At 42.9% G+C, this 12,154-nt stretch carries 6 protein-coding genes; 5 read left to right on the plus strand and 1 reads right to left on the minus strand.

The window, feature by feature from the left end; genetic code table 11:
- Positions 1–23 precede the first annotated feature (23 nt).
- The 5 genes from MLE17_RS13410 to MLE17_RS13430 all read left to right on the plus strand — a co-directional run bounded on the left by MLE17_RS13410 (position 24) and on the right by MLE17_RS13430 (position 9,349).
- Complete coding sequence (locus MLE17_RS13410) at positions 24–3,140, plus strand: glycoside hydrolase family 2 TIM barrel-domain containing protein (RefSeq protein ID WP_243349220.1); 3,117 nt, start codon at positions 24–26, stop codon at positions 3,138–3,140.
- A 475-nt stretch (positions 3,141–3,615) separates the two neighbouring features.
- Positions 3,616–4,842, plus strand: coding sequence for a DUF2264 domain-containing protein (locus MLE17_RS13415; protein ID WP_243349221.1), 1,227 nt, complete (start codon positions 3,616–3,618; stop codon positions 4,840–4,842).
- 378 nt (positions 4,843–5,220) lie between these two features.
- Complete coding sequence (gene pflB / locus MLE17_RS13420; RefSeq protein WP_243349222.1) at positions 5,221–7,440, plus strand: formate C-acetyltransferase; 2,220 nt, start codon at positions 5,221–5,223, stop codon at positions 7,438–7,440.
- Positions 7,441–7,555: 115 nt separating this feature from the next.
- Complete coding sequence (gene pflA / locus MLE17_RS13425) at positions 7,556–8,284, plus strand: pyruvate formate-lyase-activating protein (protein WP_243349223.1); 729 nt, start codon at positions 7,556–7,558, stop codon at positions 8,282–8,284.
- Positions 8,285–8,566: 282 nt separating this feature from the next.
- A complete protein-coding gene (locus MLE17_RS13430) occupies positions 8,567–9,349 on the plus strand; it encodes a formate/nitrite transporter family protein (protein ID WP_243349224.1) in 783 nt (260 codons plus the stop codon).
- 181 nt (positions 9,350–9,530) lie between these two features.
- Here the strand turns inward: MLE17_RS13430 and MLE17_RS13435 are convergent, their stop codons facing one another.
- Positions 9,531–11,516 carry a polysaccharide biosynthesis protein gene (locus MLE17_RS13435; protein WP_243349225.1) on the minus strand — a complete coding sequence of 662 codons (1,986 nt, stop codon included), beginning with the start codon at positions 11,514–11,516 and terminating at the stop codon, positions 9,531–9,533.
- Positions 11,517–12,154 lie beyond the last annotated feature (638 nt).

Raw genomic sequence — 12,154 nt, forward strand, 5'->3', positions numbered from 1 at the left:
TATAAAACACAAAAACCGATTACATGAAACACACATGGTTACTGACTGGCTTTCTCTCGCTTTTGCTTACTCCGGCTATTGCCGAAAAGAAACAGGAGAAGGCGGTCGCCAATGACTGGGAAAACCCCGGTGTTTTCCAGATTAACCGCGAACCGGCAAGGGCTACCTTCCTGCCTTTCGCAGATGAACGATCAGCTGTTGCTGACCAATATGAAAGTTCTCCCTGGTACTATTCATTAAATGGCAATTGGAAATTCCAGTGGTCTCCGACTCCGGATCAGCGTCCGAGGGATTTCTACAAAACGGATTTCAACGTGGTCAACTGGAAGGAAATCAAGGTTCCATCCAACTGGGAATTGCAGGGCTATGGCATTCCCATTTACACCAATATCACTTATCCGTTTCCTAAAAACCCGCCATACATCGACCACAGCGACAACCCTGTAGGTTCGTATCGCCGCGATTTCACTCTTCCTTCAGGCTGGAACGGTCGCCGCGTCTTTGTTCATTTCGAAGGAGGTACGGCTGCGATGTATGTTTGGGTAAATGGTGAAAAGGTCGGTTATACCGAAAACACCAAGAGCCCGGCTGAATTTGACATAACCAAATACGTAAAACCCGGTAAAAACATCATCGCTGCAGAAGTGTACCGCTGGAGCGACGGCTCTTATCTCGAAGACCAGGACTTCTGGCGCCTTTCGGGTATCGACCGCAACGTTTACCTCTATAGTACGGACAATATCCGTATCGCCGATTTCTTTGCCCGTCCTGATTTGGATGCCAACTATAAAAACGGCTCATTGGCCGTCGATGTTACCTTGCGCAATTACAACAAATCAGCCAAAAACGGACTGGTAAATGCTCAGTTACTCGATGCAAAAGGTAATGTTGTATTCAATCAAAACCTGAATATCAACGCTTCGGCTGAAGGTATCAAGCAGACAACATTTACTCAGGCGGTCAATGCTCCGGCATTGTGGAGCAATGAGACACCGAACCTCTACTCTCTGGTGCTTACGCTCAAAGACGATGCCGGTAAATTTATCGAAGCCGTTTCCACAAAAGTCGGTTTCCGCAAAGTGGAGCTGAAAGACGGTCAGCTGCTGGTCAACGGCAAACGCATTTATGTGCACGGGGTAAATATCCACGAGCATAATCCGGTGACCGGACACTATCAGGATATCGAAACCATGATGCAAGATATCCGCATGATGAAGCAACACAACATCAATGCGGTTCGTTGCAGCCACTACCCCAACAACATCAACTGGGTGAAACTCTGCGAAAAATACGGTATTTACCTGGTGGATGAAGCTAACATCGAAAGCCACGGCATGGGTTACGGACATGAAAATATGGCATTCCACCCGGAGTGGGACGCTGCTCACTTCGACCGGACTTATAGCCTGGTAGAAAGAGACAAAAACTCTCCGGCTGTGATTCTCTGGTCGTTGGGTAATGAGTGTAGCAACGGAGATGTATTTTTCAAAACCTACAAATGGATTAAAGAGCGGGACAAAACCCGTCTGGTGCAGTTTGAGCAGGCGGCTGAAAAAGAGAATACCGACATCGTTTGCCCCATGTATCCCTCTATCGGTTACATGAAGGAGTATGCAGCCCGCAAGGAGGTGAAACGCCCGTTCATCATGTGTGAATACGCTCATGCGATGGGCAACAGCTCCGGTAACTTTAAGGAGTACTGGGACATCATCCGTGGCAGCAAAAACATGCAGGGCGGATTTATCTGGGACTGGGTAGATCAGGGATTCCAGGTCACCGACGAAGTGGGTCGCAAATACTGGGCTTATGGCGGTGACATGGGAAGCCAGAATTACACCAATGATGAAAACTTTGACCATAACGGACTGGTATTTCCAGATCGTATTCCTCATCCCGGCCTGATGGAAGTTAAGAAGTACTACCAGGATATCTACTTCAAAGGCATTCAACCTGAAAAAGGAATCATCGAAGTGGACAACGAGTTCCATTATACCAATCTTCAGGACTACATTTTCAAATATGAGGTTTTGAAAAACGGCGAAAGTATTAAGGAAGGATCATTTGACCTGAATCTTGACCCGGATTCTCAAAAACAGGTGCAACTGGAGATGCCTGAGATGCCTGCCAAAGACGGTGTCGAGTATCTGTTGAATGTTTATGCCCTCGCCCGAAATGGGTCTGAGGTTATTCCGCAAGGTCACGAAGTTGCCCGCGAGCAATTCAAACTCGGCGAAGGTAAATACTTTGTAAAAAGCACTCCTGCCGGAAATGCGGCTAAAGTGAAAGATGATAAAGACCGCGTCACCCTGAGTGCTGCGGGTGTGGAAGTAACGATCAACAAATGGTCGGGAATGATTGGTGGTTATAAAGCCGCTGACAAATGGTATTTCAACCAGAATCCGAAACCGAACTTCTGGCGTGCTCCGACCGACAACGATTTCGGAAACGGCATGCAGGACAAATGCAACATCTGGCGCACTGCCGGCAACCACGTTTCTGTAAAAGGAATTGAGGTTAAAGAGGAAAACGGCAAAGCCATCGTAACGGCAAACCTTTACCTGAAAGATGTGGCTTCGGACTACAAAGTCATCTACACGATGAATCCTGACGGTGCTTTAAGCGTCAATGTATCTTACCAGGCTGGTGCGAATGAATTGCCTGAAATGCCACGCTTCGGTATGATTATGTCGCTCGGCAAACAGTTTGAAAACTTCGCCTTCTACGGCCGCGGCCCGTGGGAGAACTATGCCGACCGCAACAATGCATCATTCATCGGCATTTACAACAGCAAAGTGGCTGACCAGTATGTGCCTTACACCCGTCCGCAGGAAAACGGTTACAAAACCGATATCCGCTGGATCACTCTGACCAACAACGACGGCGCAGGTATCCGCATCGAAGGCCAACAGCCTCTCAGCGTAAGTGCATTGAATAACTGGCCGGAAGATTTCGACCCGGGCTTAAGCAAAAAATACCGTCACATCAATGACATCACACCCCGCAACGAGGTTGTACTCAGCGTTGACCTCGCCCAGCGCGGCGTGGGTGGTGACAACAGTTGGGGCGCTTATCCGCACGAACAGTATTTGCTCAAAGGCAAAGCTTACAACTACGGATTCGTAATCACACCGCTTAAATAACACACACTCCATCTCTGGCACCATTCGGTAAGGATTACTCCCCCGGATGGTGCTTTTTTTATTCAGGAAAATGCTTTTTCTTCGCTAACTTTGCCCATAAAGAGCTTGAAGTACCCCACAATCATGCGAAGCGATATAAGAGTGGTCGTAAGGAAGACGTAAAAGGCATTAAGGAAACCCTAAAACATGCTAAGGAACACAATAGTGACCATAAGGAAGGCTTAAATGGCCTTAAGGAATACACAAAACATGCTAAGGAACACAAGAGTGACCGTAAGGAAGGCTCAAATGGGCATAAGGAATACACAAAACATGCTGAGGAACACATAAACGGTCATGAGGAGAGCTAAATGTCCGTGAGGAATGGGAAAAGCATGCTGAGGAACGCAAAATGACTGTGAGGAAGGCATTTTGACCATCAAAGCAAACCATATTATATGAACACCAAGCACAATCGATTCAAACCTTTATACAAATGAAGAAAATACTCTTTCTACTGGCTATAATTTCCTGTACGGGAATATCCGCCAAACAGCAAAAGACACAACCCATCAACGAACGCCAGCTTTGGCTGATCTATATGGACAAAGTGGCCCGCCCGGTCATCAAAAACATCGCGGAAGACCAACTGAAAACCAATATGCCGATTGTTCTTTCTCCGAAAATCGACAATCCCGAAAACCGAACCAAAGTGGCCTATCTGGAAGCTTTTGCCCGTACCCTGTGTGGCATTGCTCCATGGATCAATCTGGAAGGCGGTTCGGCGGAAGAGGTCGCCCTCCGCAACCAATACCGTACCTGGGCGCTGAAAGGTATCGCTAATGCTGTTAATCCTGAAGCGAAGGATTACCTGCAATGGAAAGGCGGACAACCTCTGGTGGATGCCTCGTTCTTTGCACTGGCGCTGGTTCGCAGCCCCTGGTTGTGGGAAAACCTCAGCGACACCACCAAACAACAGGTGGTAATGGCGCTCAAATCAACTCGCCCGACCATCCCGGTGTACAGCAACTGGATTCTCTTTACCGGAATGATCGAAACCTTCTTTTGCAAATACGGATACGAGTATGACCCGGTACGCATCGAATACGGCATGCGTGAATTTTCGGAACACTGGTACACCGGTGACGGAATGTTTTCGGATGGGGTGAATTTCAACCTCGATTTCTACAACAGCTACGTTATCCAACCCTATCTGAACAACATCCTGGACGTAGTCAGTCAAAAAAACAAATCCTACAATGGATTCAAAGCCAAACTCGACAAGATATCAAAACGTTACGCCGACATCCAGGAGCGTTTGATCAATGCCGACGGTAGTTTTCCCGTAATCGGACGTTCAATCACCTACCGCGGCGGCGCTTTCCACCATCTGGCCGATATGTCGCTCCGCAAGCAATTACCGGAAAACCTCACTCCGGCACAGGTCAGATGTGCTTTGACCGCTGTAATCAAGAAAACCCTCTCGGCACCGAAGACCTTTACGGATAAGGGTTTTCTCAACATCGGACTTTGCGGCAGTCAACCGACTCTGGCTGATTTTTACATCAACACCGGCAGCCTATACCTCTGTAACACAATCTTTTTGCCGCTCGGATTACATGAGACAGATGAGTTCTGGAGTGCACCATCCGCACCATGGACAGCTGCTAAAGTGTGGAACGGACAGGACGTCCCGGCTGATCATGCCCTGGAACTACATTAAATAATCCATTTTAGGTCTAAATTAACTTAGCGGGAAAAATATTTCAGTCCGTATTTTATTTCAAAGGAACCAAATACAGAATTTTTTCCGGATTTCAAAACGTCAGATCAACCCACTATTTTAACATAGGTATCTACAACCAATGAATATGCTGCTTACAAATATGTTGTGCAGCATATTTTTTATTTGCAAAATGATAGCGGCTAATTGATGCTGTTTCACACAGTTAGAAATCAAACTCATTGATTAAAAGCCATTTCAGATAAAAACCGGATTTGTTAGTGTGGTTTTCTGTTGTATCTTTGCATCGAAATTGCAATACAGACATTGCAATTTACCCGAAACTTTACCACAAACCATCAAATATAAATTTCTTATATGGCTACTTTTAATCCCGGAAACTGGCAGGAAGCAATCGATATCCGTGACTTCGTATTGAAAAACATCACCCCATACGATGGTGATGAATCTTTCTTATGTGAACCGACCCAACGTACCCTTGACTTATGGAAAATCTGTACCGACGCGATCAGCGAGGAGAGAGACAACAACGGTGTACGTTCTATTGACAACAAAACCATTTCAACCATTACCTCTCACGCTGCCGGCTACATCGACAAAGACAAAGAGTTGATCGTAGGCTTGCAGACCGATGAGTTGTTGCGTCGCGCCATGAAACCTTACGGAGGAATTGCCGTAGTGGAAAAAGCATGCAGCGAACATGGGATCCAGGTTGATCCTCAGGTGAAAGAAATCTTCACCAAATATGCCAAAACACACAATGAAGGGGTGTTTGACGCATACACTTCTGAAATCAGGACATTCCGTTCATTGGGTATCCTGACCGGTCTGCCTGACAACTACGCCCGTGGTCGTATCATCGGTGACTACCGTCGTCTGGCTCTTTACGGAACCGACAAACTTATCGCTTTCAAAAAACAAGACCTCAATAACCTGCTTGGTCCGATGACAGATGACCGTATCCGTCTTCGCGAAGAAGTGACTGCTCAAATCAAAGCATTGAGCGATATGACTGAGATGGGTCGTATCTATGGCCTTGATCTGACCCGTCCGGCTGAAACTGCTCAGGAAGCTGTTCAGTGGGTATATATGGGTTACCTGGCTGCTGTAAAAGAGCAGGATGGCGCCGCGATGTCATTGGGTAACGTCTCTTCTTTCCTTGACATCTACATCGAGCATGACCTGAAAGCAGGTATCATCACAGAGGAATACGCTCAGGAGTTGATCGACCAGTTCGTAATGAAACTGCGGATGGTTCGCCACCTGCGTATGGATGCTTACAACGATATTTTCGCAGGAGACCCGACCTGGGTTACTGAGTCTATCGGTGGTTCTTTGGCTGACGGTCGTCACAAAGTAACTAAATCTTCATTCCGTTTCCTTCAGACACTTTACAACCTCGGAGCATCTCCGGAGCCTAATATGACTGTGCTTTGGTCTGACAAATTGCCTGAGCCTTTCAAATTGTTCTGTTCAAAAGTGTCAATTGACACCTCTTCTGTTCAGTACGAAAACGATGATTTGATGCAGACAACCCGTAAAAGCGACGACTACGGTATCGCATGTTGTGTATCATTCCAGGAAATCGGTAAACAAATCCAGTTCTTCGGTGCACGTTGTAACTTAGCTAAAACACTGCTTTTGGCCATCAACGAAGGTCGTTGCGAAATCACCGGCAAACAGGTATTGAAAGGTATTCCTAAATTGAAATCAGACGTACTTGATTTCGATGAGATCATGACTAACTTCAGACTGACCATGGAGCAGGTAGCGCGCGTGTACAATGATTCAATGAATATCATCCACTACATGCACGACAAATACTACTACGAAAAAGCTCAAATGGCGTTGATTGATACGAATCCTAAAATCAACCTTGCCTACGGTGCTGCCGGTTTGAGTATTGTTGCTGACTCATTGTCTGCAATCAAATACGCAAAAGTGACGGTAGTTCGTAACGAAGACGGTGTTTCTCAGGACTTCAACATCGAAGGTGAATTCCCATGCTACGGTAACGATGATGACCGCGTAGATACATTCGCAAAAGAGATTCCTGCTATCTTCAACGATATGCTGGCTAAATTGCCAATTTATAAAAATGCAGAGCCAACCTTGTCCATCCTAACCATCACATCAAACGTGGTGTACGGAAGCAAAACAGGTGCTACTCCTGACGGTCGCGCTAAAGGTATTCCTTTCGCTCCGGGAGCTAACCCAATGCACGGACGTGATGCCAGCGGTGCTATCGCTTCTTTGAGTTCTGTGGCTAAAATCGATTATGCAACTTCACAAGACGGTATTTCAAATACCTTCTCTATCGTGCCAAAATCATTAGGTCCGACCGATGAAACCCGTCAGGAAAACCTGGTTTCAATCATGAACGGTTACTTCACTAAAAACGCTCACCACCTCAACGTGAACGTTCTGAACCGTGAAATGCTGGTTGACGCAATGGAGCACCCTGAGAACTATCCGCAGTTGACTATCCGTGTATCAGGTTACGCAGTGAACTTCGTTCGCCTGACACGTGCTCAACAGTTGGAAGTGATCTCACGTACCTTCTTTGAAGCAATGTAATTTTCATAAATAAAAAGTTGTTGGCTATCGGCTTCGTGCCTTTAGCCAACATTTTTGTGTATAAATGCGTTTTGCATGAATCACTCACTTTGTTTCATTGCTTTAATTTACTCATATGATCAAACTCCACTCTATCGAATCATTGGGAACCTTTGACGGTCCGGGCGTCAGACTGGTATTTTTCCTGCAAGGTTGTAACTTCAAATGCCTTTATTGTGCCAACCCTGATACAATCGACTGCACCAGTGAAGGTAAACTGTACGACGTAGAAAGTCTAATGTCAATGGCTCGCAATGAACGTCCTTTCTTTGGCAAAAAGGGAGGCGTGACCGTATCGGGAGGAGAACCGTTAATTCAGGCAAAAGAGCTCATTGCTTTGTTCAAAGCACTCAAGGCGGAAGGGTTTAATACCTGCATTGATACAAATGGCAGCGTATTAAATGATTTCGTAAAGGAGTTGCTGAAATATACTGACCTTGTATTGCTCGACATCAAGGAAATAGATGATGATACGCATCGCAGGATCACCGGTCGCAGCAACCAACGCACGTTGGAATTTGCTCGCTACCTAAACGAACAGAATATCCCGGTTTGGGCGCGTTATGTGCTTGTTCCAGGATTTACGGATAACCCAGAACACCTGCATCGTCTGGGCAAGTTCTTAAACGACATGGACAATGTTCAGAAAATTGAGATACAACCCTATCACAAGCTGGGAATGCACAAATACGAAGCACTGGGATGGAAGTATCAGCTTCCGGAGGTCGAAATGAATTCACAGGAACAACTGAAAGCGGCCAAAGAGATTTTTGAGCAATATGTAAAAGAGGTAATTGTAAATTAGGAAATCGGCTGATTGCGAAATCAGCCAACCAGAAGAAAAAACTATGGCTTAATAATTAGATAACTTAAAAGCCATACAATAATGACAATTTAAGATTCAATAGGTAAGGACAATATTCAGGGTTGAAGGGTAAAAAATAGGGTATAATCCTCCGGATTTGACGTGTACGCACACGTCTATAACAAAAATCCATTTATTTGCAGTAATTGTGCAATGATATACCACCTGAGAATAACTCTCCTACCAGATTTACAACCAATAACTAAAAACTGAAAACCAAAAATGGGTTACTATACATCTAAAGAGATTATACACCGCGTGTATGATGCTGCGGTTATGCGGGCTAATACACCCGTAAACAAGACACTGGCACTGGCTTTTCTGGCAGGTGCATATATTTCATTAGGCGGACTTTTAGCCGTTATTATCAGTGGTGGCTCACCCGGGCTTGAAGCCAGTAATCCGGGACTACAAAAGTTCCTTATGGGTGCTGCCTTTCCTATCGGACTTATGCTTTGTGCAATTGCAGGAGCTGACCTATTTACAGGAAATACTGCATATTTCATACCTCCTGTCCTATCTAATAAATTGAAAATTCAGGATATGCTGAAAAACTGGACTCTGGTATATGTTGGAAACTTTGTCGGAGCAATCTTTGTGGCTTACTTCCTGACTTATCAAACCGATTTGTTTGCTAAAGGCCCCTGGCTCGATGCGATTTACCACATCGCTGAAAAAAAGACATCAGCACCATTCTATAAAGTTTTCTTGAAAGGGATTGGAGCCAACTGGTTTGTGGCACTTGCCATGTGGATGGCTTATGCGGGTAAAGATGTTTTCAGCAAAATGATTGGCATCTGGTTTCCAGTAATGGCATTCGTAACTATCGGATACGAGCACAGCATTGCAAATATGTTCTTTATCCCGACTGCTATCTTTTATGGTTCTCCTGTGACCTGGTATCAGTTTATCGTTAACAACCTGATACCTTCAACGTTAGGCAATATTGTAGGAGGAGCTGTGATGGTTGGATTCTTTTATTGGTATATTTACGACAGAGATTGAATTTAATTCAAAATATAATCATACACAAAACATCAATGAATGTTTTTCTGAAATGAATACACATTCCAGGTAATTGAAGAAACATATTGAGAGATAGATAGTCAAAGAGGCAGTTCTGTTCATTAGAATTAGAGCTGCTTTTTTTACATCCCCCTATCTATCATTACCCAAAATATCATATTCAATTATCAGCTCCAATTTTATGAACCTCATGGATTCCAAGATGAGTATCCAATGTCTCATATATTGAGTTTTCACTAATAAACTCCGGCACCAATAATTTCATTTTATAAACAGTTTCATTTACATCCATTCTACGAGACATTTCAATTAAACTATTTATCGATTTTAAAACTTCACGGAAGTTATATTCCCGCACATCCGCAACCATAATTTTTTTGTGTGACGTGGGCTTGGTAATCTCATGGTCATTTAGCAATTCTTCATATAACTTTTCCCCCGGACGCAATCCTGTATATTTAATTTTTATATCCTGATCCGGAATCAATCCAGCAAGCTCGATCATTCTCACAGCAAGATCTTTTATTTTGATTGATTTACCCATATCAAAAACATATATCTCTCCATTCTCTCCCATATTACCGGCCTCTAACACAAGACGACAGGCCTCTGGTATGGTCATAAAATAACGGGTGATTTCAGGGTGGGTAACTGTTATTGGCCCTCCTTCTTCGATCTGTTTTCTAAACCGGGGAATCACCGAACCATTAGAACCTAACACATTTCCAAAACGAGTGGTGATAAATTTGATCGGCATATTTCTTCGACTTATGTATTTGGCTAATGATTGAACATAAATCTCTGCAATACGCTTTGATGCCCCCATTATGTTTGAAGGATTAACGGCCTTGTCTGTCGATACAAATACAAAACGTTCAGAGCTGAAACGAATGGCAAGATCTACGACATTTCTTGTTCCATCGACATTAGTCAAAATAGCCTCACAGGGACTCTTTTCCATCAGTGGAACATGCTTATATGCAGCTGCATGATATACAATCTGCGGTTTAAAAGTACTAAATATCCATTTCAGGCGTTCTACATTCCGGATATCTGCGATAATTGTCTTAAAATTCAACCCTTTATTATTATCCTCTAGTTCAAGTTGCATATTATGTAGAGGAGTTTCTGCTGTATCTACCAAAAGCAGCAGCGATGGAGCAAACTTTGCAATCTGACGAACTATTTCTCCCCCTATAGAACCTGCAGCACCAGTCACCAAAACAACTTTTCCTTCTAACTGGTGGCGAATTTTATCTGTACTTATTTCTATTTCCTCACGTCCTAGTAAATCTTCAATCTGAATCTCTCTCAAGGCTTTTACGTTATTACTACCCTCGTGTTGTATTAAATCCATAGGGCTTTTAGCCAGCATCATCTTAAGATTCAGTTTCATACACTCATCCAACAAATTCTCCCGACTATTATACAAGTTCTCTTTATTGGTAAAAATCACCGTATCAATTTCATATAAGGCTTTCAAAAAGTTCAGATTATGATTCAAATGATATACGGGTAAGTCTAGAATCCGCTTCTTATTCATATTAAAGTCTGAAGTCAGAAATCCAATTAATTTATAATCTCTTTTTCGATGAGCCTGAATTTCTTTTGCCATAGCAACGCTTACAACACTGGTACCATACACTACAGCCTTGTGTAATACCTTTTCGTTTTTACTGGTGATAGAAACAAAAATTCTCACGATAATCAAACGGAAGGTAATCAGGCCAACAAAAGAAAAGGTAAAATTCCAAATTAAAAGCGATAGTTCAGGGATAAAACCATATCTAAAAACAAGCCCCAAAACAAGCAAAATAAAATTTGCCGTAAACGACGATGCAAGTAAACGCCAAACATCCTGATTGCTAGAGTATCTGACAATCCCCGAATGAGTCTTAAAAGTCAAATAAAATACAGCGTACAATATTGTATTTACAAACAACAATATTTTAAAGGGCGGCAATAACGTTACTAATAAAGGAGACAGATTAATCGTCAAAATAAAAGACAATACAATCGAAGCAGTGGACAACAATAAATCCAGACTAAAGATGATCCAACGACTTGTATACCTCGCATTGATCATTCTTTCCAAAATATTCTCCCAAAAGTTACGAAACAATTTCAACATAATAATGTAATTCAAACCTCTTCTCTTTAAATATTCAGCCACAATATACTATCTCCAAAGCTTCAATATCCATAATCAACAATATGTTAATTTTGAAGTCTTAGGCTATTCCGAAAAAAGAAGCAGTTTAGTTTTCAATCTTTAAGCTAACAATTGGAACAGCCCAACTCCCAAAAGACAGCTAAAACCAACAATAATTCACAAAATAACAATAAACGTCCTTCTAATTGTATCCAAAAACAACGAACTTCATGAGTTGACAAAGCATTATGGCACCAGCTTAGTAGCAACAAAGATAATAGAAAGTTCATATAACACACAATTTCCACAGGCTAATTAGGACGCAATGAAACTAAGATATAGTGACTCTGAAATTAAAAGTCCATATCATGACTGTTCGCACTGGATCAGCAATATTAAACATAATCATCTTATTCCAAGGCTTATTTGTATTATATCTTTTCAGTGAAAGTCGAGAATAGGTTTCCATATTCCTGGTTCCAACATTCACATTCGCTTTCAAAACTTCTACAATTAAACATTCAGTATATATACAGATATATCACAAAAGCAAACTCCTTTTGCTAAATGAACACAGGAATCTGTATCTATGGACATCAGATACTACCAACTTTTTTCTATTTTTGCAGAAA

Origin of the sequence: Parabacteroides sp. FAFU027, from assembly GCF_022808675.1 — a bacterium.
In the GTDB taxonomy this organism is placed as follows: Bacteria; Bacteroidota; Bacteroidia; order Bacteroidales; family UBA7332; genus CAXXIC01.

Excerpts from the sequence above, each read along its gene's own strand:
- MLE17_RS13415 (WP_243349221.1), top strand. The coding sequence starts at position 3,616 with ATGAAGAAAATACTCTTTCTACTGGCTATAATTTCCTGTACGGGAATA.
- pflB (WP_243349222.1), top strand. The coding sequence starts at position 5,221 with ATGGCTACTTTTAATCCCGGAAACTGGCAGGAAGCAATCGATATCCGT.
- MLE17_RS13430 (WP_243349224.1), top strand. The coding sequence starts at position 8,567 with ATGGGTTACTATACATCTAAAGAGATTATACACCGCGTGTATGATGCT.
- MLE17_RS13410 (WP_243349220.1), top strand. The coding sequence starts at position 24 with ATGAAACACACATGGTTACTGACTGGCTTTCTCTCGCTTTTGCTTACT.
- pflA (WP_243349223.1), top strand. The coding sequence starts at position 7,556 with ATGATCAAACTCCACTCTATCGAATCATTGGGAACCTTTGACGGTCCG.